Genomic DNA, 22562 nt, shown 5'->3' with positions numbered 1-22562 from the left:
CGCCCCCCCCCCCCGCCACAGCAGCACGCCGCTGGCCAGCAGCGCCAGGCCCGCCGGCAGGTAGAACCAGGACCCGCCGAGCAGCGCCAGCCACGCGCCACCGCCAGCCAGTCCAAGTCCGAACAGAAGAAGCAGTACGGCGATCAGGCGCGGCAGCAGCATGGGGCGGGATTGGGGCATGTAAGCGGTTCCGGATCGGTTCCCCTGGCAACGCCCGGCAAGCCGGATGTTTCCCCGCTCAGGCCCGGGGCAGGCAGGCCGCCACCAGCAAGGCCAGCACATCCTCCGCCGCCTCCGCCCCGCGGGGTTCGGGATGCCAGAGGTCGCTGCGCGGTGCCTCCGCGCGCAGGGTGCAGAAGCCATGCACCCCCGCCCAGGCCAGGGCGATGCGGGCGCGCAGGGCGCGATCGTCGACGCCGGGCGCCACCGCGCGCATCGCCGCGTCCAGCGGCTCCCGCGCACGGCGGGCGGCATCGCCCCAGGCGGGGTCCTCGGGATCGATCAGGTCGGTGCGGAACATCAGCCGGAAATGCGCGGGGTTGTCGCGGGCGAAGGCCATGTAGCCGCGCCCCGTCGCCGCCAGCCGCTCCACCGGGCTGGCGCTGGCCGGCAGCGCGGCCAGGGCGGCTTCCATGGCGGCACGCAGGCGCAGCGACTTCTCGGTGGCAAAGGCCGTCATCAGCCCGCGCTTGTCGCCGAAATGGGGCGTGGCGGCCGAGTGGGACACGCCGGCGCGGCGGGCGCATTCGCGCAGGGACACGGCCTCCGGCCCCGCCTCCCGCACAATCTCGGCCACGGCATCCAGCAGGGCGCGGCGGAGGTCGCCGTGATGGTGGCGGCCGCGGGCTTTGGGGGTGACGGACATGGCGCGACTCTGCGCCGCGCGATTCAACTTGACAATGGTCAGATCACCCTGCGAGAGACTGACCATTGTCAAGTTCGAGGCCCGCATGTCGCTCGAAACCATTTTCTCCGTTGCCGGAAGCCTCGCGATGGCCGGATGGCTCGCCTTGCTGGTGGCGCCGCGACGGCGATGGGCGAATTGGCTGCTGGCCGGTCTGGCCATCCCGGCCGTGCTCGCCGCGCTCTACACCGTGCTGTTGGCAGCCCATTGGGGCGGGGCGGAAGGCGGCTTCGGGTCGCTGGCGGAGGTGGCGGCGCTGTTCCGCACGCCCGGCCTGCTGCTGGCCGGCTGGGTGCATTACCTGGCCTTCGACCTGTTCCTCGGCGCCTGGATCTGCCGGCGCGGCGCGGCGGAGGGGATGAACCCCTGGCTGGTCCGCCTCTGCCTGCCGCCGACCTTCCTGGCCGGGCCGGCGGGGCTGCTGCTGTTCCTCGGCCTGCGCGGCTTGCGGCGATGAGGGCGCTGGTCGCGGAGCTGCATCGGCGGCAGCCTGTGCTGGCCTGGGCCGGCTGGGTGGCGCTCCTCTGCCTGCTGCTGAGCCTGGCCGCCATGGCGGTGGATCCGCGGCAGATCCACGGCGTCTCCGTCTGGACCAAGCCGGCGAAATTCGCCGCCTCCTTCATCCCCTGGTTCTGGACCCTGGCCTGGGCCTGGGGGGTGCTGGCCCCGGCGGCGCGGCGGGGTGCGCTGGCCGGGCTGGTGCTGTGGGGGACGCTGGCGGCCTCCCTGTTCGAACAGGGCTGGATCAGCTTCCGCGCGGCCGCCGGCCTGCCGAGCCACTTTGCCGACGACCCTTTCGGACAGGTCATGTTCACGCTGATGGGGCTGGGCGCCACAGTGCTGGTGGCGCTGGCGGCGCTGCTCGGGCTGCTGGTGCTGGCGCGCGGCGATGCGGCGCAGCCACGGCCCTGGCGGCTGGCGGTCGGGCTGGGGCTGGTGGTGGCCGGGGTGCTGGGCGGCGTCACCGGCTTCGCCATGGGCGGCGCCGGCAGCGCGCTGGTCGGCGGCAGCGGCACGCCGGGCTTCCCGCCCTTCTTCTGGTCACGCGATGGCGGCGATCTGCGGGTGGCGCATTTCCTCGCCATCCACGCGATGCAGCTGGTGCCCGGCTTCTGGCTGCTGACCCGCACCGGCAGCTGGCCGGTGGGCGTGGTGGCGGCGGGCTGGTCGGGGCTATCCGTGACGGCGCTGTGGCTGGCGCTGGCGGGCGTGCCGCTCTCGCCGTAACCGCGCCATCTTCCGGCGTCATGGGGAGCAGGTGACCCATGAATCCCCCCTGCTCCGCCGATCGCTTTTCGCCCTGCTGGTGGCGGCGCTGGCCGCGTTGCTGCTGGTGCTGGTCTGGCGGGTTCTGGCGCCCGGCGGAATCGGCGCGCTGGAAGCGGCGATCCTGGCCTGCGTGCTGCTGACCACGCCCTGGACGGCACTTTCTGCCGCCAATGCCCTGGTCGGCCTGGTGATCCTGCTGCGCGCCGCGGACCCGCCCGCCGCCGTGCTGCCGGCCCTGGCCCAGGCACGCCCCGGCCCGCCAGAGGCCGTGACGGCCCTGTTGGTCTGCCTGCGGAATGAGGAGATGGGCGCGGTGCTGCCGCCGCTGGCCGAATTGCTGCTGGGCCTGGAGGCGGCCGGCGCCGGCGACCGGTTCCGCCTGTGGCTGCTCTCCGACACCCAGGACCCGGCGGCGGTGGCGGCGGAGGAATCGGCGGTCGCCGACTTCCTGGCGCGACATCCGAACGCCCGCTACCGCCGCCGCGCCGACAATACCGGCTACAAGGCAGGCAATGTGATGGACGCCCTCGACCATCATTTGACCGACGAGGCCTTCTTCCTGACGCTGGACGCCGACAGCGTGATGAGCCCGCGGTCGGTGCTGCGGCTGGTCGCGGTGATGGAGGCGGACCCCCGACTCGGCATCGTGCAGCAGCTTATCGTCGGCCGTCCCGCCACCGCCGCCTTCCCCCGCCTGTTCCAGTTCGGCATGCGCGCCGGCATGCGCAGCTGGGCCACCGGCCAGGCCTGGTGGCAGATGGATGCCGGCCCCTATTGGGGCCACAACGCCATCCTCCGCGTTGCCCCCTTCCGCGATCATGCGAAGCTGGAGGCGCTGCCGGATGGCAGCCGAATCCTGAGCCACGACATGGTGGAATCGGTGCGGCTGCAATCCGCCGGCTGGGCGGTGCGCTGTCTGCCGGCGGAGGATGGCAGCCAGGAAGCCAACCCCCCTGCTTTGCCGGAATTCCTGCGCCGCGACGAGCGCTGGGGCGCCGGCAACATGCAGTATTTCTGGCTGTTCCGCCTGCCGGGGATGACCTGGCTGGGGCGGCTGCAATTGCTGCAAGCCATCCTGCTGTTTCTGGGCGCGCCGCTCTATGTCCTGACGCTGCTGCTGGCGGCGGCGAATGGGGTTGGTGGCGGTGGCGCGGCGACGCCGATGGGGGCGTTGGCGCTCGCCATCCTGGCGCATTGTCTTTGCTATTTCGCGCCAAAGCTGGCGGGCTATGCCCAGGTGCTGATCCAGCGCGATGTCGCCAAGACCTATGGCGGCCGCGCCGCCTTCGCCCGTGGCGCGCTAGCGGAGCTGCTGTTCACCCAGCTGTTCGAGCCGCTGTCGATCCTGAACAAGGCGATCTTCCTGGCCCTGCTGCCCTTCGGCGCCCGCCCTGGCTGGCTGCCCCAGAACCGCGCCGATCGCGGCGTGGCCTGGGGTGATGCGATGCGGCTGCTCTGGCCGCATACGGTGATCGGCCTGCTGCTGACCACCACCTTCGCCAGCATCTCCTGGCCCGCGCTGCTGCTGGCCCTGCCCTTCACGGCCGGGATGATCCTGGCCGTGCCGCTTTGTGTCTGGACCGCCGATCCGCGCGCCGCCGCCTGGCTGCGCGCGCGCGGCATCGCGGCGGTGCCGGAGGAGGTTCGGCTCCTCAGCTCATGCTCGCCGTGACGCCGCCATCCACGAAGATCAACTGCCCCGAGATGAAGTCCGACGCCGGCGAAGCCAGGAACACCGCCGTGCCGGCAATCTCCTCCGGCTGCGCATAGCGCCCGGCCGGGCAACGCCGCTGCACCATCGCCAGCCATTCCGGATTGGCCAGCAGCGGCTTGTTCATCTCCGTGTCGAACCAGCCCGGGCCGATGGCATTGCACTGGATGTTCCACGGCCCGAGTTCCACCGCCAGCGCCCGGATGAACATCTTCAGCCCGCCCTTGGCGGAGGCATAGGGCGTGATGGTGGCGCGGCCGAGATCGCTGGCCAGGCTGCCGGTGGCGATCACCTTGCCGCGGCGGCGTTCCTTCATCCCCGGCACGATCAGGCGGGACAGCCGCCACAGGGCGGTCAGATGCGTGTCGATCACGCTGTGCCAGCCTTCCTCCGTCGTCTCCTCGATCGGCGCGCGGTGCTGGTTGCCGGCATTGTGGAGAAGGATGTCGATCGGGCCGAGGCCGGCCACCGCCGCCTCCACCGCCGGGCCATCGGTCACGTCGAAGGCGCTGATCCGGCAGGCGAGGCCATCGGCCCGCAGCGCCTCCGCCATCGCCTCCAGCGCCGCCGGGTCGCGGCCGTTCAGGATCACCTCCGCCCCGGCTTCCGCCAGCCCGCGCGCCATGGCGGCGCCGAGGCCGCGGGACGCCCCGGTGATGAGGGCGACGCGCCCGGTCAGGTCGAATTTCTGGACATGCGCCTGCTTCATCGCGCTTTTCCCCCTTGGTTGGGGGGCAGTCTCGCGCGGTTGGTCAGACGGGGTCCAGGGCGTGGTCGCGCAAATCCGGCAGGCGCACCACGGTCAGCGCCGCCTCATGCGTCGCCTCCAGCAACACGGCCGGGGCGAGGCCAACCCGCCGCGCCTCCTCCCACCGCGCGGCACAGAGGCACCAGCGGTCGCCGGGGCTTAATCCGGGAAAGCCGTATTCGGGACGGGGCGTGGAGAGGTCGTTGCCGCGCTGGCGGCTGAAATCGAGGAAGGCCGCCGTCACCTCGACGCAGACCACATGCAGCCCGCGATCCTGCGGGCCGGTGTTGCAGCAGCCATCGCGGAAGAAGCCGGTCAGCGGGGCCACCGAACAGGGCAGCAGCACGCCACCGAGCACATTGCGTGCGGGCGGCGGGGCCTCGGGCAGGGATCGGCCCGGATCGTTCTCGCCATAGGGCATTGGGCAGCTCCGGCGGTTCAGCCAGACAGCATAGAGCCGCCCGGCCTCCGGATGCATAGCCCATACAGGCCAGGGCGCCGGCCAAGGCCGGCGCCCTGCCGAAATCAGGCCGCCGCGCGGATCGCCGCCGCCTTCACATCGTCGCTGACGGCGCCGGCAAAGGTCTCGAAGTTCTGCTCGAACAGGGAGACCAGCTGCTTGGCCTGCTTGTCGTAGGCGGCCTTGTCGGCCCAGCTGTTGCGCGGGTTCAGCACGTCGCTCGGGATGCCCGGGACCGCCTTCGGGATGGACAGGCCGAAGAAGGGATCGGTCTCGAACTCCACCTTGGCCAGGCTGCCATCCAGCGCGGCGCGCAGCAGCGCGCGGGTGTGCTGGATGGACATGCGCTTGCCGGTGCCATAGGCGCCGCCGGTCCAGCCGGTGTTCACCAGCCACACCTCGGCGCCGTCCTTGGCGATCCGCTCCGCCAGCATCTTGCCATAGACTTCCGGGTGGCGCGGCAGGAAGGGGGCGCCGAAGCAGGTGGAGAAGGTGGCCTGCGGCTCCTTGCCCAGGCCCTTTTCGGTGCCGGCGACGCGCGCCGTATAGCCGGACAGGAAGTGGTACATGGCCTGCGCCGCCGTCAGCTTGGCGATCGGCGGCAGCACGCCGAAGGCATCCGCCGTCAGCATCACCACGTTCTTCGGCTTGCCCGCCTGGCCGCCCGCGACCGTGTTCGGGATGAACTCGATCGGGTAGCAGGAGCGGGTGTTCTCGGTCAGGCCGTTGTCGTCGAGGTCGAGGCTGCCGTAGTCGTCGCCGACCACGTTCTCCAGCACCGCGCCGAAACGGTGGGACGCGTCCCAGATCTGCGGCTCGGCCTCGCGGCTCAGCTTGATGACCTTGGCGTAGCAGCCGCCTTCGAAGTTGAAGACGCCCGTGTCGGACCAGCCATGCTCGTCATCGCCGATGAGCTGGCGCTCGGGGTCGGAGGAGAGCGTGGTCTTGCCGGTGCCGGACAGACCGAAGAACAGCGCCGTGTCGCCATCCTTGCCGAGGTTCGCGGAGCAGTGCATCGGCAGCACGCCGCGATCCGGCAGGATCCAGTTCATCACGGTGAAGATCGACTTCTTGATCTCGCCCGCATAGCTGGTGCCGGCGATGCAGATGGTGCGCGCGGCGAAGGACAGCGCGATCAGCGTGCTGGTGCGGCAGCCATCGACGGCCGGGTCGGCCTCATATTCCGGCGCGTGCAGAATGGTGTAGTCCGGCTTGAAATCGGCGAGCTCCGCGCGGTCCGGGCGGATGAACATGTTGCGCGCGAACAGCGCGTGCCAGGCGTTCGTCGTCACCAGCCGCACCTTGATGCGGTGCGCGGGGTCGGCGCCGGCATAGAGGTCCTGGGTGAACAGTTCCGGCTTCTCGCCGAGCCAGCCGCGGACCTTGGTCGTGAAGGCCTTGAACTTGTCGACCGGCAGCGGGCGGTTGACCTTGCCCCACCAGACGGCGTCATGCACTTCCGGATCGTCCACCACGAACTTGTCCTGGACGGAGCGGCCGGTGTGCTGGCCGGTCACCGCCATGAAGGCGCCATCCGCCGACAGCCGCCCCTCACCCCGCCGCAGCGCATGGGCGTAGAGGCCCGCGGCGGTCAGGTTGGCATGGACGGTCGCCGAGCCGGCGACGCCGGTCCCGGACAGGGCGGATTGGGTGGACGTCATCGAAAGCCTCCAATAGGGCGCAGCGGGCACCAGACGCGCCTGCCACACTACGCGCCCCATATGGGCCGCCCAGCGCGGCGAAATTAGGGCGCGTAAGCTGTCTCAAGCAATGCGAACCAGTTGGTTACTTTACAAAGCCAGTCGCGCCCGCCCTTCCCGCGTCGCCTGGACCAGACCCATCCGGACGCCCGTGGAATCGGAGACTGGCGCGGTCCAGGGCAGATAGGCGGTGCAATCGCCCGCAGCGAGGTCACATCCATCCGGATCGACGCCGGTCATGCGCCATTCGCCTGCTTGACGGCCCAGAAGGCCGGTGGCGATGGCGACCAGCGCATCGGCGTGGTCGGCGTTCACATGATCGAGAATACCCGACTCGGCCGCCGCCAGCGCCGCCACGGCGGCCGGATCGGGCCGCAGTTCCGCCTGGCGCAGCCGTGTGGCGCGGGCGAATCCCGCCACCAGCAGACCGGCGGCGGGGCGAATCTGCCACAGTCGGAAGTCGCCGAAATCGGCATAGAGCGCGGCATAGGGGTGCCGCGCCAGGAAGCGCGTCTTCAGCTCCGGCGGCGCAAGCTCCGCCAGCCCGGTCACGCTGAGGCGTGGCGCGGTCTGCGGATTGACCTCCTCCGCCACTCCCTGCACCAGCAGGGCGCAGCGCGGCTCGGCCTTCAGATGGCGGGTGTGTTCGGACAGGTCGGACAGCAGCAGCAGGATGGTCAGGTCCGGCAGCACCGCATAGGTCACCAGACTGGCAAAGGGCTGGCCCTCCGTCACGGTGGCCAAAGTGGCGGAGGATGCGGCGCGAAGAAGCTTGCGGGCCGCAAAACCGTGATCGATATCCACCATTGTCGTCGCCACCTTCGCGCCTGACCCGGCTTTGCCACAATTGACCGTTACACAGGTCACGGCGCCGATATCGCCGCCCGAGGAGTTCCGAACTGTGCCGCACACCATCGCCCTGGTGGATGACGACCGCAACATCCTGACCAGCGTCTCCATGACCCTGGAGCAGGAAGGCTTCATCGTGCGCACCTATACCGACGGTGAAAGCGCCTTGCAGGGGCTGATGGCCCGGCCGGCGGATCTCGCGGTGCTCGACGTCAAGATGCCGCGGATGGATGGGATGGAACTGCTGCAGCGGCTGCGCCAGCGCAGCGCCATGCCGGTGATCTTCCTGACCAGCAAGGATGACGAACTCGATGAGCTGATGGGTCTGCGGCTCGGCGCCGACGACTACATCACGAAACCCTTCAGCCAGCGCCTGCTGCTGGAACGCATCCGCGCCCTGCTGCGCCGCAACGAGGCCGGCCGCGCCGAGGGCAGCGGCACCCCCGCCGGCGGCATCATCGCCCGCGGCGACCTGGTGTTGGATGAGACCAAGCACACCTGCATGTGGAAGGGAAAACAGGTGCAGCTGACCGTCACCGAATTCCTGCTGGTGAAGGCGTTGGCCGTCCGCCCCGGCATGGTGAAGAACCGCGACCAGCTGATCGACGGCGCCTATGGCGAGAACATCTATGTCGATGACCGCACCATCGACAGCCATGTGAAGCGCGTGCGCAAGAAGTTCCGGCAGGTGGACGACGACTTCGCCCAGATCGAGACGCTGTACGGGCTGGGGTATCGCTACAAGGAGGCGTGAGCCTCACGCCACCGGATGGCGCCGGCGCAGCATGGTCCAGAGCGCCCGCGCCAGGGGGCCGCGCAGCGCCCAGGCCTCGCCGAGAATCAGGTCGGCCTCATCCGGGTCCATGCGCATGATGCCGGACCAGCTATAGGCGGTCAGCGCGCCGACCCGCAGGCGGTCCGGGCCGTCATGCAGGTCCACCCGCATATGGTCGAAGCCGTCGGCCAGGCGCTCGGACAGGGCCAGGATCTCCGCCAGCCGGGCGGGACGGGGCAGCGGCGCGCGCCGCACCGCCTCGCCCTCCACCTTCCAATGCAGCGGCCGCCAATCCGGCGTGTGGAAGGCCAAGGCGCGTCGCGCGGGCGGTTGGTTCGCCGTCACGGTCAGGATCACCGTCGCGCGGCCGCCAAAGACGAAGACCTTGTGCTCCGGTGGCGCGCCGCCAGCGGGCAGTTCCAGCAGCCGTTCCACCAATAGCCGGCGCGGTATGCCGAGATAGGCGGGCTCCGTCACCAGGCTGCCATGGCGGTCATCCAGCCATGCTGTCGCCTGGGCGCGGATCGCCGCCGCATCCGCCACGCCACCGCGCGGCACGATCAGGCAATGGCCGGGGCCATGGCTGCTTTTCACCGCATAGGGTGGCGTCAGCGTCTCGATCGGCAGGGCGCCCGGGCTGGCGCCGGACCAGAGCAGCGGCACAAGCGACTCCGCCCCCACCCTCTCGGCGATGAACTCCCGCACGGCGAGCCTGTCGGACAGGATGACATGACGCGGATCGAGGTCGAACAGCTTCCGCCACTGCATCTTCTCGGTGAAGCGGCGTGGTCGGAACAGCGACAGCGCCCGGCCATGGCCCTGCCGGTACTCCCGCCGGATGCGGCAAATCAAGGCGCGCCAATGGCGGAGACGGGGCGGCAGGAACAGGTCTGGCAACGCGGGCAAAGGCCCTTTGGGCATGGTGGAGCGACCGTTAGGTCACGACGGCCACGGCGGGGACAGCCCGCGGTGCCACACGATGCAGTGTGTGAGGCGCTCGGCCGGAATGGGCCCGGCAGGACTCGAACCTGCAACCAAGCCGTTATGAGCGGCCCGCTCTGACCATTGAGCTACGGGCCCAGAGCGGTTGTCTGCATCGCAAGCGGCGCTGTTTCACGCAAGCCCGCCACGCCTCGCGGCCGAATCTATCCGAGGGAGAGTGTGTTCTCGGCCCGGCCCTCGGCACGCTCGGCCAGCTCCGGCGGGATCAGCCCCAGTTGTTCGGGCGCCTGCGCCACGCTTTGCGTCCTGTCGAGCGGGCGCGACACGGCCCACCACTCGCATTGCTCCTCCCGCCCCCGGGCCGCGCACCAGATGTGCCCAAGGCCGAAGGGCCGCATGCCGAGGCCGCGCAGCACGGCGCGGGAGGCAAGGTTGTCCACCTGCACCGCAGCCCGCACCTCGACCACGTCGAGGTGGTCGAAAGCGGCGGCCAGGGCGGCCGGCGCGGCCTCCCGCATCACACCTTCGCCATGAGCATGGTTGCCGAGCCAGTAGGTCAGCACGGCCCGATTGTGGTCCCGTTCCGAACGTGCTGCGCTGATCCAGCCCAGCACCTCCGCATTCGCGCGGCGGGTGATGACCAGCGGCAAGGCCAAGCCGGCCAGGGCCGCGGCGCGGGCCTCGCTCAACCGGCGCGCGGCGGCGGCGGGGGTCAGGTGCACGGGCCAGGAGGCAAGCCGGGCACTGATCTCCGGCCCCATCAGGCCAGACAGTGCCTTCGCATCATCAGGACGCGGCAGACGCAACAGCAGCCTCTGCGTGTGTAGGTCGCGAAGGAGATCGCCTGATGCGTTCATAAAACAACTTTGCCATCCTTAACGGCCCTTTACCAGTGTGGCGATCAACCGCTGAGCGAATCTTTTTCTTGGAAGATCAAAGAGACGCGAAAGACTCCAGCGTCCATGTCGAACATGTGAACGCATTACGGAAAATTCGAGAAATCCCGCTTTTCCATGATATCGTCCAAATCCTGACCCCCCTACCCCTCCAAATCCCAGCGCCGGGAAGGCCGCATACTCCACAGCACGGTCACTGATCACCGCACCGGAGGATGTCGCCGCCGCGAGCGATGCACGTTCCGCATGGCTGGCGCCAAAGGTATAGATCGCCAGGGGATTTGGTCGGTCACGGATCCAGGCGATGGCGGCCGGTAGATCGCGCATAGGTTGTACAGCCAGAACCGGACCGAAAATTTCCTCCCGCGTCAGAGGCGAATCACCGCCGGGTTGCGCGAGCGCCAAAGCGCGCTGCCGACCCGGCCCATCCGGCCCGAGCCGGTCCAGCACCACCCCTTCGCTCAGGCGATCGAGCCGCGCCGCCTGAGCCGCGCTGGCAAGGCCCGATTCCGGCAGAGCGATGCCGCTGGCGCGGCAGGCCTGGGCAAAGGCCTCCGGCGTGTGGCCAATCAAAAGCACCGTGTCCGGCGCGATGCAGGTCTGCCCGGCATTCACGGCCTTGCCGGCCAGGATGTCCTTCGCCGCCACCGCCAGATCGGCGCCCGGCAGCACGACCGCCGGGCATTTGCCGCCGAGTTCCAGCGTCAGCGGCACCAGGTTGCGGGCGGCGGCCAGGGCCACCTTGCGGCCGGTTTCGGTGCCGCCGGTGAACATCAGATGGTCCCAGGGCTGCGCCGCGAAATCCGCCGCCACTAACGGCCCGCCCTGCACCGTCGCCGCCATGTCGGGGCCGAGCGCGGCCTCCAGCACCTCCGCGATCAGCGCCGCCGTGCGCGGCACCGCCTCGCTCGGCTTCACCGCAACCCGGTTGCCGGCGGCGATGGCGTCCACCACCGGGATCAAGGCAAGCTGCACCGGGTAGTTCCAGGGCGCCATGATGCCGATGACGCCCTTCGGCACCGGCTCCTCCCAGGCCCGGGCCGGCCAGAAGGGATAGGGCACGGCGACGTGGCGCGGCTTGGCCCAGCGTTTCAGGTGACGGCGTGAATAACGCGCGGCATCGACGGTGCAGAGCACATCGGCCAGCAGCGTCTCCAGCCGCGAGCGTCCCTCGTAATCCGCATCCAGCGCCGCGGCGAGGTCCTCCGCCCGTGCCAGCAACGTCTTAGCCAGCCGGTCGAGCAGGTCCCGCCGAAGCGCAAGGCTCGGCCGGCCATCCCGGTCCTGCGCCGCGCGCAGCCGCGCCAGCGCCGCCGCAGGGGTCAAGCCGCCACCGACTGGCGCGGCGCGCGGGCCAGGGCCGCGGCGGCGGCCTCCCCCGACCGCACGGCCGCCTCCAGCGTCGCGGGCAGGGCCGGCACGGTCCAGTCCCCGGCCAGGGCCAGGTTGGGCAAAGGCTGGCGCGGCGGGGCGGCGGGCGGATTCAGCCCGTGGCGTGGCGTGGCGCGGCGTTCGCGCACGGCGCGCGCAGGGGGCGGGGTGACCGGCCAGTCACCGGGCAGGCCAAAGCGCAGCGCGGCCTCCCGCACCTCCGGCCAGATCCGCGCGGCAGCTTCTGCATCGGTCAGCGCCACCTCGGCATCCGCCGCGCTGACGGTGACGGAGATGCCATCCGGCCGCACCAGCACCCATTGCGCCAGCCCGCCCAGCAGCCCGATGAAGCGCAGCGGCCCTTCCGCCACCCGGGCGAAGTGCACATTGAGGATCGGCGCATGGCGCTGCGGCACCGGAATGCCGGGCAGCAGCCGCGCCACCTCCCAGGGCGGCAGGGCCAGCACCACCGCGTCAGCGGGGCCGATCGGCAGGGTCATCTCGGCGAATTCCAGCGAATGGACGCGCCCCCCCGCCCGCACCAGGCCGCGCAGCCTTTCGCCGCAGCGCAGCCAGGCACCGTGGCAAGCAAGGGTGGCGAGCGCCGGCGCCACCAGATCCGGCCCCAGCCCGTTGCGCGCCACCAGCAACCGCGCCGCGCCGCGCCCGCCGAGGCGCCGCAGCACGGCGCCCAGCAGCCGGGCGGAGGCTTCCTCCACGGGCGTGTTCAGCGCCGCGACGGTCAGCGGCTCGACCAGCGCGCGCAACAGCACCGGATGGGCGGCGAAGGCGCTGGCCACGCTGCGATCAGCGCCGGGCAGGGCCAGCCGCAGCAGGGCCAGAAGGCTGCCGAGCGTCACCCCCTCCGGCCGCTTGCGGGAATCGCCCCAGCCGAGCGGAGACAGCGCCACCCGCCGCGCCACATGGCTTTCCAGATCCAGCACCGGCAGGCCGGCGGGCTCCGGCTCCACCCAGCCCTCCCGCGCCCCGATCCGTTCCAGGAAGCGCAGCGCGGCGCGGTTGGCGCCGAGCAGCGCATGGGTGCCGTTGTCAGTGCCATCCGGCAAGGCGCGGGCGCGGCCGCCAGCGACCGGGGAGCCCTCATGCAGGGTGACGCGCCGCCCCTCCCGCACCAGGGACAGGGCGGCGGCGAGGCCGGAGACGCCGGCGCCCACCACATGCACCATGCCGGGATCACTCATGGCCGCAGCGCCAGCCAGGCCATGCGCAGCTTCTCCGCCCTGGTCAGGCGCGGACGTGCGCGCGGCGGCGCGAAACCACGGGCGAGCATGCGGTCGAGCAGCCGGCGATAGCCCCACATCATGATGCGCGCCGGTTTCATCGCCCGCCTGTCATGCTCCCCGAGCTCCCGCTCCGCACGCGCAAAACCTTCCGTCGCGCGGGCCGAAAGTTCGGCACAGCATGACACGAAGCCGGGATGCGTCACGACCGCTTCCGCGCTGTCCTGTTTCACGCCGTGTCGCGTCAGCAGGCTGGCGGGGACATAGACACGGTCGATCGCCGCATCCTCGTCCACATCGCGCAGGATGTTCACCAGCTGGAGCGTGCGGCCGAGCGCGAGCCCGAATTTCTGCGCCCCCGGCGCGCCAAAGATGCGCACCGCCATGGCGCCGACGCTGCCGGCGACGCGGCGGCAATAGGTGTCGAGCGCCGCCTCATCCGGCAGGCGCAGGCCGGGGGTGGCATCCGTCTCCATGCCGTCGATCATGGCCTCGCATTCCGCCAGAGGCAGCGCGAAGGCTTCGCGCGCCCAGGCGAGCTCGGCGGAGAGGGCGCAATCCGGGGCGGTGAGTTTCTGGCGCCATTGGGCCAGCAGCCGGCGCTTCTCGCCTTCCGGCATTGCGCCATCGGCGATGTCGTCCACCGCGCGGCAGAAGCCATAGACGGCATAGAGGCCGCGACGGCGCTGCCCCTTCAGCACCGCCATGCCGCGCCCAAAACTGCTGCCGGCCCGCCCCACCCGGTCGCGCACCACGGCGGCATCGCTGCGCGGTCCGCGCGCCAGCCCGGCGAAGGCGGCCCCGAAATCCGCGCGCCCGAGCGCCACCCGCCCGGCAATCGGGTCCGCCGCCCGCAGCTTCGCCAGCAGCCGCCAGCCGAGATCCAACGTCACCGCCGCCTGCAAGCGAAGGCGGGAGGTAAGCAGGCGCGGCAGCGGCGCCGCCTGTTCCAGCAGCGCCTCCACCCGGTCCAGCGCCGCATCCAGCACGGCACGGCGGGCCGGGTTGGCCGGGTCGAAGAAGGCGGCCTCGCCGCCCGCCAGCGCCATCCAGGGCTCGGGCAGGTAGATGCGGTTCATCGCCGCGCGGTCGGGCGCCAGGTCCTGCAGGTGGTTCAAGATCTGCAAACCGGCGCAGAGCGCATCCGCCGCGCGGGGCGCCTCCGCCTGCCTCTCGTCATGCAGACGCAGCAGCAGCCGGCCGACGGGGGCGGCGGAGCGGGCGCAATAATCCTCCAGCGCCGCCCAGTCCGGGTAACGGCCCTGCACTGCATCCTGCCGGAAGGCGGACAGAAGGGTCCGCGCTTCCGCCGTGCCGACCGCAGCCAGGGGGCCGGCCGGATCGTCCAGCAGGCGCTCCATATGATCCAGCCGCGCCAGCTTCTCCTCCGGGCTCAGCCCCGGCGCATCGGCGATGTCATCGGCCATCCGGGCGAAGCGATAGAAGGCCAGCACCTTGGGCCGCAGCGTTGCCGGCAGCAGGCGAGAGGCGACGGGGAAGTTTTCCGTCGTTTCATTCCGGCTCGGCGGGTTGGCGGCGATGCCGGCATGATCCATCGGTTAGGCCGTACCCGGATAAGCACGGCCCTTCCACCCCGCCGGCCGCCCCAACAACCCGCGCACCAGCGCCGTCCACTGAATCGCCAGCGCCACGGCGACCGTCAGCGGGTGCAGCGGAATGGTCCACCAGGGCTCCCGCACCCGCAGCGTCACCGCCGCGCGCAGGGCAAAGCCCAGGGCCAGCGCCAGCAGCGCCGCCGGTCGCGGCAGGAAGAAGAACGGCCAGAGATGCGCGCCGGCGAGCATGACGGTCCAGATCGGCAGCCCCACCGGCGTGGCCATGCCTTCCCGCGCGTTCTTGATGAAGCCGGCCCAGCTGTCGCGGAAATTCGCATACATGCGGCAGGTGGCGAGGCCATGGCCCTCGACGATCTCGGTCGCCAGCCCGTGCTCCCGCATGCGTCGCGCCAAGGCGAGACCATCATGCAGCACGCCACGCACGCCTTCATGCCCGCCGGCCGCGAAATACCCCTCCCGCTCCACCAGCAGAAGCTGGCCGCAGGCCGCCGCCATGCCGGGCCGCCGCGTGAAGGCCCGGCCGCCACCCGGCAGGTAGCAGAACAGGAGAAAATTGATCATCGGCACCGTCGCCGCCTCGCCCAGCGAGCCGATGACCTGGCGCGGCACGCCGGTGACCATTGCCGTGCCGGTGCGCGCGGCATGGCCGGCCATCTGCGCGGCCGCATCGGGCGCCAGCCGCACGTCGGCGTCGATGAACAGGAAATGCGTGCCCTGGGCGGCCGCCGCCAACCGGGCGCAGGCATGCACCTTGCCGGTCCAGCCCGGCGGCAGAGGCGGCGCCGCCTCCAGCCGCACCCGCGAATCCCGCGTCGCGTAATCGGCGACGATGGCGGGGGTGGCGTCGGTGGAGCCGTCATCCATCACCACCACCTCCACCGCCACGCCACGCGAGGCGAGCACGGCATCGAGGCAGGCGGCGATATTCGCCGCCTCGTTCCGCGCCGGGATCAGGATGGAGACCAGCGTACCCTCCGGCGGCGTGCCCCGCGGCGGGCGCACCAGGAACAGGTTCACCACCCCCATGCTGGCAGGGAACATGGCAAGCGCGAGGGCAATCCAAGCCCAGGTGAAGTCGATATCCATCGCCTAGCCCGCCCCTCCCCCTGGGTCATGTCGTGGATCGAATGATTGGCCCTTCATGACGGAAAGCAAGCGCCGCCAGAGCTGATAGATTCCGCCCATCCCCTCCGGCCCCCGCAACAGGGTGGTGAAACGGGCCGGATCGCGGGCGATGGCGTCCTCCGCCAGGCGGTCCATCGTGGCCGCCAGCGCGACGGACAAGGCGGCCAGCCGCTGCTCCCGCGTCAGCGCGGCCAGGGTCGCGGCCTCGATCGGCGGGCCGAAGGCGCAGAGCATCTCCGCCTTGCGCTCGGTCCAGAAGGGATAGTCCAGCGCCAGCGGCACGAAGAGCGCATCCGGCGCCATCTCCGGCAGGCGGGACATGCCGGGGGCGATCGGCACCGGGCGTTCCCGCACATCGCTGAACCGGCCCGGCGCATTCATCCACAGCATGCGATCCGGCGCCGCCAGCACCCGGCGCGCGGTGCGTAGGAAGGCGACGGCGCCGCGCGGGCTGCCATTTTCCACCCCGAAGACGCCGATGCGGGTCATGAAGCGGTAGCGCGCCAGCGCCGCGGCATCCATCGGAATGAACATGCGCCGCCCCGGGAACAGCCGGTTCGACAGCAGCATGAAGGCGACGCCGTCCCACCAGCCTGGATGGTTGGCGAAGATCACCAGCGGCCGCGCGCCGTAGTCTTGCGGCTGCCCCCAATTCGCCACCCGCGCCGCCCGCATATGGGTGCGGAAGAAGCGGGTGAACATGTAGTGGAAGAACGCCATGCGGCGCGGGTCATAGAGCGCGACGGGGTTGTCTCCCGCCTCGCCGGGCCTCGGCGGCATGGCGTTCATGGCATGGCTATTCGGCCGCGACAGCGCGTTCCGCCTCGCGCCGCCCAGCCTCCCGCGCCGAGTCCGACATGCCGCGCCCGCCACGGTCGCGATCCAGCGCATCCGCCGCGATCCAGCCGGACATCATCACCATCGGCATGCCCGGCCCCGGATGCGCGGCTCCGCCACACAGGTACAGGCCCTTCACCAGCTTCGACCGATTGCCCGGCTTGAAGGCACCCGTGAAACTGCCATGGCTGGCCAGGCCATAGATCGCGCCATCCAGCACCCGGTAGCGCTCATGGATATCCACCGGGGTGAGCTGGCCTTCGACCACGATCCGCTCCTCGATATCCTCCAGCCCCGCCGTGCGCTTCAGCTTGTCCAGGATGGTCTGCCGGTACTTCGGAAACATCTTCGACCAGTCGTGATGCGGCCGCAGATAGGGCGTGTGGACCAGCACATACAGCGCCTCCCCGCCCTCCGGCGCCGTGGTGTCGTCGCTGCACGACGTCGCGGCCAGATAGGCCGTGGGGTCCGGCGCCGGCTCACCCTTCTTGTAGATCGCATCGAACTCCTCCTCCGCATCGCGGGAGAAGACGAAGTCATGATGCGCCAGGTGGTCGTAGCGCTTGTTCAGACCGAGATAGAGCACCACGCCGGAGCATGCCGGCTCGAAGTTCTTCTTGGCGTATTTCCGGCCCGGCTCGCCGCCGACCAGCTCCTTATAGGTGCGGATCGCGTCCATGTTGGAGATCACCGCATCGCAGGCGATCGTCTCGCTGCCGACCCGCACGCCCTTGATGGCGCCATTCTCGATGTCGAAGCCGGTGACCTCCGCACTGGTGCGCAGCTCCACGCCCAGCTCGCCCGCCAGTTTTGCGAGTCCTTCCGCCACGGCGCGGGTGCCACCCACCGGGTACCAGACGCCCTCGCTCGCCTGCATGTCGCCGATCGAACACACCACCGCCGGCGCCAAATAGGGCGAGGACCCGATATACTGGCAGTAATGGTCCAGCATCTGCGCCAGCCGCTCATCCGGCACATGGCCGCGAATGACCTTGGCCGCCGTCTGGCCCATCTTCAGCGACAACACATCCCGCAAGGTGTTCGGGTTGAGATTCGCCTTCATGTCGATGGTGTCCGTCACCCCCTCGACCGGCCGCCAGAAGAAGAACTTCTCCGACACCCCATGCAGATGCCGGCTCTCCTCCTGGAATTTCCGATACCCCTCGCCCAGGCCCCGACCCGGCGCGAACTTCTCGATCTCGGCCTGCATGGTGGCGACATCCGCCATCAAGTCGATCCGCGTGCCATCCTCAAAGAAGCAGCGCCACTGCGGATCCAGCCGAATCAGCGGCAACTCCTTCGCCTGATCCCGCCCCGCCTCCGCAAAAATCCGCCGCAACACCCGCGGCACCGTCAAAATCGTCGGCCCCATGTCAAAGCGGAACGACCCCGACCCATCCGGCGCATCCAAGGTGAGAACCGCCGCCTTCCCCCCCAACCAGGGATTCTTGTCCAGCAACGTCACCCGATGCCCGCGCGCCGCCGCCACACACGCCGCCGCCAGGCCGCCGAGGCCACCCCCCACCACCACCACCCGGTCTGCCATGCGTGCGTTCCTCCGTGTCGTCGTAGTCTAGCAAGTTTTCGCGGGTGGTTCGCAGGGAGGGCGCTGCCCTCCCCGCACCCCTCCTGCGAAGGGGCAGTGGCCCCTTCCACCCCTTAACGGGATTCCAAAGGGACCACTGTCCCTTTGGCGGGGGTGCAGGAGGCAGCGCCCCCCGCAAAGCCACCCGCGAGAAGCTGACTAAGGCTCCGCCGCCACGGGGGTGGCCGCCTGGAAGCCGCTGGTGGCGGTCGGGCGGCTGGGGGTGGCGGCGAGGCCGAGGTCATTGGCCATCAGGTTGGTGGTGATGCGGGCGCCTTCGTAGATCACGGGCAGTCCGCTGCCGGGGTGTGTGCCGCCGCCGACGAGGTAGACGCCTTCGACGTCGCGGAAGCGGTTGCCGGGGCGGAACAGCAGCATTTGCGGCAGTTCGTGGGAGAGGTTGAAGGTGGCGCCGTAGCCCACGGCGAAGTCGTTTTCCCAGTCCTGGGGGGCGACGATGCGTTCGTATTTGATGTGGGGGCGCAGGTCGCCGAGGCCGAGGACTTTCAGCCGGTCCAGCGCCACGTCGCGGAAGCGCGCGCATTGGGCTTCCCAGCCGGGTTGCACGATCAGGTTCGGGACCGGGACCAGGACGTAGAGGGCGGAGTGGCCTTCGGGGGCCATGGTGGGGTCGGTGGCGCCGGCGTGCTGGACGTAGAGGGAGGGGATCTCCGGGATTTCCCCGGATTCGATCTGGCCGATGTTCTGGCGGTACTGCTCGGAGAGGATGACGTTGTGGTGGGCGACGCCGGGCAGGGTCCGGTCGAGGCCGAGGTAGAGCATGAAGGTGGAGCAGGAATAGCGCGCCTTGCTGATCTTCTTGTCGGACCAGTTCTTGCGGAGGTGGTTCGGGATCAGCTTCGGGATGGCGTGGGCGAAGTCGGCATTGACTACCACGGCGTCGGCGCTGTGCAGGTGCCCGCCCACTTCGACGCCTGTGGCGCGGCGGCCTTCGAAGGCGATGCGGTCCACCGGGGAGTTCAGGCGGATTTCGGCGCCCAGGCGTTCGGCGACGCGGGCCATGGCGTCGGAGACGGTGCCGCAGCCGCCGATCGGGTGGAAGACGCCGTGTTCATATTCCAGGAAGGACAGGATGGTGAACAGCGCCGGGCATTTGAACGGGCTCATCCCGAGGTATTTGGTCTGGAAGGAGAAGGCCAGGCGGACGCGCGGATCCTTGAAGTGGCGTGCAAGGTCGCGGTCCACGGTGGACCAGGGCCTCATCAGGGGCAGCGCCTTGATCATGTCCGGGCGGATCATGTCGGCCGCGGTGGAGAAGGCGCGTTCCAGGACGGGGCGGAAGGCTTCCAGCTTGGCGCGGTTTTCCGCCATGAAGGGGCGCAGGCCCTTGGCATCGCCGGGCGAGATGCGGGCGATTTCCGCTTCCATGCGGTCGAGATTGGCGCTGGCGTCCAGTTGGGTGACGTCGCCGCCCTGTTCGAACAGCAGCCGGTATTGTGGCTCCAGCCGCCGCATGTCGATTTCCTGGTCCAGATCGGCGCCGCAGCGGGCGAAGATCTCTTTCAGGATGCGGGGATAGAGGAAGAAGGTGGGGCCGAGGTCGAAGCGGTAGCCCTCCGGCGTGGTCAAGGTACGGGTGCGCCCGCCCACCACGTCATCTTTTTCGTGAACCGTCACGCGGGCGCCGGAGGCGGCGAGCAGCATGGCAGCGGCAAGCCCACCCGGTCCGGCGCCAATGATGGCAACCTTCGGGCGGGCCCGGTGAAGGGCGGGGGAGGACAGGGGCGCGGTCATATCAGTGGGTCAGCAGATGCGGCTGCCTCGAAAACCTGCAAGGGATTAAAAAGCGGGTTAATGGGCGGATGGCACGGAAAGCCGTGCCCCGCCTTCGATTTCCAGGCATCGCGCCTCGGCGCGGGGCAGCAGCCGGGCGAGGTAGAACTGCGCCAGGCTGGCGTGATCCGGGGAGGCGGCGGCGGCGCGGGCCAGCATCCAGCCGCCCAGCAGCCAGCCGCAGGCGTCGAGATAGGCCGCCGCGAGGGACTGCGCCGCATCGGCATCCCGCGCCTGAAGCTCCAGCATGAGGTCGGTGGCGGCGGAGAGGCGGGCCGTTGCGGGGGCGAGGCGCGGGTCGCTGGCGGCGACCTCCGCCAGCAGGCCGCGCATGGCGGCGCCCTCGTCGCGGGCCAGCTTGCGGACCAGAAGGTCGATGGCCTGGATGCCGTTGGTGCCCTCGTAGATCGGCGCGATGCGGGCATCCCGCAGCACCTGGGCGGCGCCGCTGTCCTCGACAAAGCCCATGCCACCATGCACCTGGATGCCGAGGCTGGCATTTTCGACGCCACGGTCGGTGCACCAGGCTTTGACGATGGGGGTGAGCAAAGCGAGGCGGGTGGCGCCGGCTTCGTCTCCCAACAGGTGGTGGCGGTCCAGCGCGGCGGCGGCTTCCAGCGCCAGAAGGCGCCCGGCGAGCGTCGTGGCGCGCATTTCCGCCAGCATGCGGGCGACGTCCGGATGATCGGCGATGACCCGGCCGTTCTGGCTGCGCTGCGCGGCATAGGCCTCTGCCAGGGCCAAAGCGCGCGCCCCCTGCCCCACGCCCTGCACGCCGACGGCGAGGCGCGCGGCGTTCATCATGGCGAACATGGCGTTGAGGCCACGGCCGGGCTCGCCCACCAACTCCGCCTCCGCCCCATCGAACAGCATGATGCAGGTGGGCGAGGCGTGGATGCCCAGCTTGTGCTCGATGCCGCCGCAGCGCAGCGCGTTGCGCTGGCCGTCCGCCAGCAGCTTCGGCGCGGCGAAGAGCGAAATGCCGCGCGAGCCTTCCGGCGCACCGGGCAGGCGCGCCAGGACCAGGTGCAGGATGTTCTCCGTGAGGTCGTGCTCGCCCCAGGTGATGTAGATTTTCTGGCCGTGCAGGGCGTAGCGGCCCTCACCCACCGGTTCGGCGCGGCAGCGCAGCGCGGACAGGTCGGAGCCGGCCTGGGGCTCGGTGAGGCACATGGTGCCGGTCCAGGCGCCAGAGACCAGCTTGGGCAGCCAGCGCTCCGCCTGATCGGGCGTGGCATGGCCCACCAGCAGGTCGATGGCGCCGGCGGTCAGCACCGGGCCGAGGAAGAACGCCATGTCGGCGGCCGAGGCCAGTTCCGTCACCGCGACCCAGAGCGCATGCGGAAGCCCCTGCCCGCCATGGGCTTCCGGCGCCGCCACGCCCTGCCAGCCGCTGGCGATCCAGTCCTGCATCAGGGGCGTATAGTGGGGCGGGCAGGTGACGGTGCCAATGGCGTAGCGGGCGCCGTGGCGGTCGGCCTGCTGCCAGCCGGGGGCCAGTTTTTCGGTGCAGAAGCGCGCGGCTTCCTCGACCAGGGCGGCAATGTCGGACTCGGCCAGGGGCGCGCCGGCGGCTTCGGTGATGCCGGGCAGGCCGACCACCTTGGTCAGGCCGAGGATCAGGTCATCCGCTGCGCTCATGCCGACACCCCCGTCAGCAGGCCGGGCGGCGGCGGCGTGGCACCGGCTGCCCAACCAGGCAGGGCGGCGGCCAGCGCCGGGTCAGCGGCGGCGCGCGCCAGGGCCAGGCCGAGCAGCGGGCCGAATTTGAAGCCATGGCCCGAAAAACCGGACAGGACAAAGGCGCGATCGCCAAGCCGCTCCACCACGAATCGTTCCTCCGCTTCCACATCGTAATAGCAGGCGGCGGCGGAGAGCACCCGGTAGGAATCGAGGTCGCGGATGCGGTGCCGGGCGAAGGCGAGGATGGTCTCGGCCTCCGCCGCCGTCGCCTCCCTCGGCGCTTCGGGGTCGCCGGTGGGGGCGAAGCGGTGGTCGCCGATCTTCAGCGGCGTGCCGGCGACGGGCGGCACGGCGTAGAAGCCGCCATCCTCCGCCAAGTCCAGCAGCATCGGCGCCGCCTGCCAGCCGGCCATGTGTTCGGGCGGCGGGGCGAGGCGGACGATGATTTGTCGGGTCGGCCGCACTCTTGTGGCAAGCCCCGGCAGCAGGCGGGGCGCCCAGGGGCCGGCGGCGGCGACCAGCAGATCGGCCTGAAGCGTGGTGCCATCCTCCAGCGTCACCGCGCCCCGGGCCGGGTCCACCGTTGTGGCGCGGCCACGCAGGGGGGTGATGCCGCGGGTGGCGAGGCGCCGCAGCAGGGCCTCGATGATCCGCCGCGCCAGCAGCACGCCGCCCGCCGGCATGTGGAAGGCGCTGGCAATGCCATCCGGGGCGAGGAAGGGGTAGCGCGCCGCCACGGCCTCGGCGGGCAGATCCTCCGGCGCGTGGCCGTCGCCGCTCAGCGCCGCGCGGCTCTCCGCCAGCCAGCCGCCAGGGGCGTTGGACAGGGCCAGCACGCCGGTCGGCACATGCAGCACCTCCCCGACCTCCGCGAACAGGGTCGCCCAGGCGGCATAGGCGGGGTCGATCATCCGCATATAGCCGGCGGCGGCGCCATAGGCGTGGCGGATCAGCCGGTGGTCATCCACCGAACTGCCGCGCGCATTGGGCAGCTCGTCCTGATCCACCACCCGCACCGCCCAGCCGGCGCGGTCGAGCGCCCAGGCGGCCGAGAGGCCCATGATTCCGCCGCCGAGGATGATCGCGCTGTGCATG

The 22562-nt window shown here is 70.5% G+C and carries 20 protein-coding genes, 1 tRNA gene and 1 pseudogene; 4 read left to right on the top strand and 18 right to left on the bottom strand.

All coding sequences use genetic code 11. The annotated features are described in order from the left end of the window. Positions 1-180 (bottom strand): annotated as a pseudogene (locus tag ACVFYP_RS26770) (hypothetical protein); the annotation flags it as partial. 58 nt (positions 181-238) lie between these two features. Beyond that, positions 239-865 carry a TetR/AcrR family transcriptional regulator gene (locus ACVFYP_RS26765; protein ID WP_499203235.1) on the bottom strand — a complete coding sequence of 209 codons (627 nt, stop codon included), beginning with the start codon at positions 863-865 and terminating at the stop codon, positions 239-241. Between ACVFYP_RS26765 and ACVFYP_RS26760 the strand changes: the two genes are divergently transcribed. Genes ACVFYP_RS26760 through mdoH form a run of 3 tightly spaced genes read left to right on the top strand, consistent with a single transcriptional unit; the run spans position 864 to position 3845 of the window. Next, positions 864-1361, top strand: a complete 498-nt coding sequence (locus ACVFYP_RS26760; protein ID WP_499203234.1) for an ABA4-like family protein — start codon at positions 864-866, stop codon at positions 1359-1361. The two genes, ACVFYP_RS26765 and ACVFYP_RS26760, sit on opposite strands and share 2 nt — an antisense overlap. Next, positions 1358-2131, top strand: a complete 774-nt coding sequence (locus ACVFYP_RS26755) for a hypothetical protein (protein WP_499203233.1) — start codon at positions 1358-1360, stop codon at positions 2129-2131. The genes ACVFYP_RS26760 and ACVFYP_RS26755 overlap by 4 nt, the downstream gene beginning before the upstream one ends. A gap of 31 nt (positions 2132-2162) precedes the next feature. Further along, complete coding sequence (gene mdoH, locus ACVFYP_RS26750; RefSeq protein WP_499203232.1) at positions 2163-3845, top strand: glucans biosynthesis glucosyltransferase MdoH; 1683 nt, start codon at positions 2163-2165, stop codon at positions 3843-3845. Here mdoH and ACVFYP_RS26745 read toward each other — a convergent pair. The 4 genes from ACVFYP_RS26745 to ACVFYP_RS26730 form a co-directional block, all read right to left on the bottom strand. Beyond that, the gene (locus ACVFYP_RS26745; protein ID WP_499203231.1) at positions 3826-4593 is read right to left on the bottom strand and encodes an SDR family oxidoreductase; all 768 of its coding nucleotides are present in this window, start codon (positions 4591-4593) and stop codon (positions 3826-3828) included. The two genes, mdoH and ACVFYP_RS26745, sit on opposite strands and share 20 nt — an antisense overlap. Positions 4594-4636: 43 nt before the next feature. After that, positions 4637-5053, bottom strand: coding sequence for a DUF2237 family protein (locus ACVFYP_RS26740; protein WP_499203230.1), 417 nt, complete (start codon positions 5051-5053; stop codon positions 4637-4639). Between the two features lie 104 nt (positions 5054-5157). Beyond that, positions 5158-6753, bottom strand: coding sequence for a phosphoenolpyruvate carboxykinase (locus ACVFYP_RS26735; protein ID WP_499203229.1), 1596 nt, complete (start codon positions 6751-6753; stop codon positions 5158-5160). Between the two features lie 129 nt (positions 6754-6882). Beyond that, a complete protein-coding gene (locus tag ACVFYP_RS26730; protein WP_499203228.1) occupies positions 6883-7611 on the bottom strand; it encodes a HugZ family pyridoxamine 5'-phosphate oxidase in 729 nt (242 codons plus the stop codon). A gap of 82 nt (positions 7612-7693) precedes the next feature. Between ACVFYP_RS26730 and ACVFYP_RS26725 the strand changes: the two genes are divergently transcribed. After that, positions 7694-8395 (top strand): response regulator transcription factor, encoded by a 702-nt coding sequence (locus ACVFYP_RS26725; RefSeq protein ID WP_499203227.1) that lies wholly within the window; start codon positions 7694-7696, stop codon positions 8393-8395. Between the two features lie 3 nt (positions 8396-8398). Here the strand turns inward: ACVFYP_RS26725 and ACVFYP_RS26720 are convergent, their stop codons facing one another. The 12 genes from ACVFYP_RS26720 to ACVFYP_RS26665 all read right to left on the bottom strand — a co-directional run bounded on the left by ACVFYP_RS26720 (position 8399) and on the right by ACVFYP_RS26665 (position 22561). After that, entirely contained in the window at positions 8399-9268 is an 870-nt protein-coding gene (locus ACVFYP_RS26720; protein ID WP_499203226.1) for an ATP-grasp fold amidoligase family protein, read from the bottom strand. A 155-nt stretch (positions 9269-9423) separates the two neighbouring features. Continuing rightward, positions 9424-9496: transfer RNA gene (locus ACVFYP_RS26715), tRNA-Ile, on the bottom strand. 65 nt (positions 9497-9561) lie between these two features. Next, the gene (locus tag ACVFYP_RS26710) at positions 9562-10164 is read right to left on the bottom strand and encodes a GNAT family N-acetyltransferase (protein ID WP_499203225.1); all 603 of its coding nucleotides are present in this window, start codon (positions 10162-10164) and stop codon (positions 9562-9564) included. 69 nt (positions 10165-10233) lie between these two features. Then, the gene (locus tag ACVFYP_RS26705) at positions 10234-11580 is read right to left on the bottom strand and encodes an aldehyde dehydrogenase family protein (protein ID WP_499203224.1); all 1347 of its coding nucleotides are present in this window, start codon (positions 11578-11580) and stop codon (positions 10234-10236) included. Further along, positions 11577-12827, bottom strand: coding sequence for a hydroxysqualene dehydroxylase (locus ACVFYP_RS26700; protein ID WP_499203223.1), 1251 nt, complete (start codon positions 12825-12827; stop codon positions 11577-11579). The genes ACVFYP_RS26705 and ACVFYP_RS26700 overlap by 4 nt, the downstream gene beginning before the upstream one ends. Next, positions 12824-14422, bottom strand: coding sequence for a squalene/phytoene synthase family protein (locus ACVFYP_RS26695; protein WP_499203222.1), 1599 nt, complete (start codon positions 14420-14422; stop codon positions 12824-12826). The genes ACVFYP_RS26700 and ACVFYP_RS26695 overlap by 4 nt, the downstream gene beginning before the upstream one ends. 3 nt (positions 14423-14425) lie before the next feature. Next, a complete protein-coding gene (locus ACVFYP_RS26690; protein WP_499203221.1) occupies positions 14426-15529 on the bottom strand; it encodes a glycosyltransferase family 2 protein in 1104 nt (367 codons plus the stop codon). Positions 15530-15532: 3 nt separating this feature from the next. Further along, positions 15533-16357 carry a lysophospholipid acyltransferase family protein gene (locus tag ACVFYP_RS26685; protein WP_499203220.1) on the bottom strand — a complete coding sequence of 275 codons (825 nt, stop codon included), beginning with the start codon at positions 16355-16357 and terminating at the stop codon, positions 15533-15535. Positions 16358-16364: 7 nt separating this feature from the next. Then, complete coding sequence (locus tag ACVFYP_RS26680) at positions 16365-17951, bottom strand: phytoene desaturase family protein (protein WP_499203219.1); 1587 nt, start codon at positions 17949-17951, stop codon at positions 16365-16367. Positions 17952-18149: 198 nt separating this feature from the next. After that, positions 18150-19745 carry a phytoene desaturase family protein gene (gene crtI, locus ACVFYP_RS26675; RefSeq protein ID WP_499203218.1) on the bottom strand — a complete coding sequence of 532 codons (1596 nt, stop codon included), beginning with the start codon at positions 19743-19745 and terminating at the stop codon, positions 18150-18152. 57 nt (positions 19746-19802) lie between these two features. Then, positions 19803-21425 (bottom strand): acyl-CoA dehydrogenase family protein, encoded by a 1623-nt coding sequence (locus tag ACVFYP_RS26670; RefSeq protein WP_499203217.1) that lies wholly within the window; start codon positions 21423-21425, stop codon positions 19803-19805. After that, positions 21422-22561, bottom strand: coding sequence for an FAD-dependent oxidoreductase (locus tag ACVFYP_RS26665; protein ID WP_499203216.1), 1140 nt, complete (start codon positions 22559-22561; stop codon positions 21422-21424). The genes ACVFYP_RS26670 and ACVFYP_RS26665 overlap by 4 nt, the downstream gene beginning before the upstream one ends. Position 22562 lies beyond the last annotated feature (1 nt).

The sequence above is a fragment of the Roseomonas sp. F4 genome (assembly GCF_053891155.1).
The sequence above is the reverse complement of the archived record's forward strand: the minus strand, read 5'-3'. Positions and strand labels throughout refer to the sequence as shown.

Coding starts and splice junctions, on each gene's coding strand:
- ACVFYP_RS26670 (WP_499203217.1), bottom strand. CDS start 21,425: ATGAGCGCAGCGGATGACCTGATCCTCGGCCTGACCAAGGTGGTCGGC.
- ACVFYP_RS26745 (WP_499203231.1), bottom strand. CDS start 4,593: ATGAAGCAGGCGCATGTCCAGAAATTCGACCTGACCGGGCGCGTCGCC.
- ACVFYP_RS26700 (WP_499203223.1), bottom strand. CDS start 12,827: ATGAGTGATCCCGGCATGGTGCATGTGGTGGGCGCCGGCGTCTCCGGC.
- ACVFYP_RS26665 (WP_499203216.1), bottom strand. CDS start 22,561: ATGCACAGCGCGATCATCCTCGGCGGCGGAATCATGGGCCTCTCGGCC.
- ACVFYP_RS26755 (WP_499203233.1), top strand. CDS start 1,358: ATGAGGGCGCTGGTCGCGGAGCTGCATCGGCGGCAGCCTGTGCTGGCC.
- ACVFYP_RS26735 (WP_499203229.1), bottom strand. CDS start 6,753: ATGACGTCCACCCAATCCGCCCTGTCCGGGACCGGCGTCGCCGGCTCG.
- ACVFYP_RS26680 (WP_499203219.1), bottom strand. CDS start 17,951: ATGGCAGACCGGGTGGTGGTGGTGGGGGGTGGCCTCGGCGGCCTGGCG.
- ACVFYP_RS26685 (WP_499203220.1), bottom strand. CDS start 16,357: ATGAACGCCATGCCGCCGAGGCCCGGCGAGGCGGGAGACAACCCCGTC.
- ACVFYP_RS26740 (WP_499203230.1), bottom strand. CDS start 5,053: ATGCCCTATGGCGAGAACGATCCGGGCCGATCCCTGCCCGAGGCCCCG.
- ACVFYP_RS26765 (WP_499203235.1), bottom strand. CDS start 865: ATGTCCGTCACCCCCAAAGCCCGCGGCCGCCACCATCACGGCGACCTC.
- crtI (WP_499203218.1), bottom strand. CDS start 19,745: ATGACCGCGCCCCTGTCCTCCCCCGCCCTTCACCGGGCCCGCCCGAAG.
- ACVFYP_RS26690 (WP_499203221.1), bottom strand. CDS start 15,529: ATGGATATCGACTTCACCTGGGCTTGGATTGCCCTCGCGCTTGCCATG.
- ACVFYP_RS26695 (WP_499203222.1), bottom strand. CDS start 14,422: ATGGATCATGCCGGCATCGCCGCCAACCCGCCGAGCCGGAATGAAACG.
- ACVFYP_RS26760 (WP_499203234.1), top strand. CDS start 864: ATGGCGCGACTCTGCGCCGCGCGATTCAACTTGACAATGGTCAGATCA.